Consider the following 232-nt stretch of genomic DNA (forward strand, 5'->3'; position numbering starts at 1 on the left):
TTTCTATTTAGTAGTTATTAGTGTTGGAGTTTTCTGGTTTATTTTTTCTATTATGTATTACTTTTCTTCAGTTAAAAACGCTTTTGCTGCTAAATATTTAGTACATGGAACAGTTCTTGAATTAATATGGACTATTACTCCTGCTCTTGTTCTTATTGCAATTGCTTTCCCTTCATTTAGATTATTATATTTAATGGATGAAGTTATTTCACCTTCTTTAACAATTAAAGTT

General features: G+C 26.7%; 1 protein-coding gene. It reads left to right on the forward strand.

Annotation, left to right across the window (positions count from 1 at the left end; genetic code table 11):
* Positions 1-232 (forward strand): cytochrome c oxidase subunit II transmembrane domain-containing protein (locus tag NUM_RS38010; RefSeq protein WP_207128153.1); only part of this gene is annotated, 232 nt, incomplete at both ends.

The organism is Actinocatenispora comari (assembly GCF_017312725.1).
Lineage (GTDB): Bacteria > Actinomycetota > Actinomycetes > Mycobacteriales > Micromonosporaceae > Actinocatenispora > Actinocatenispora comari.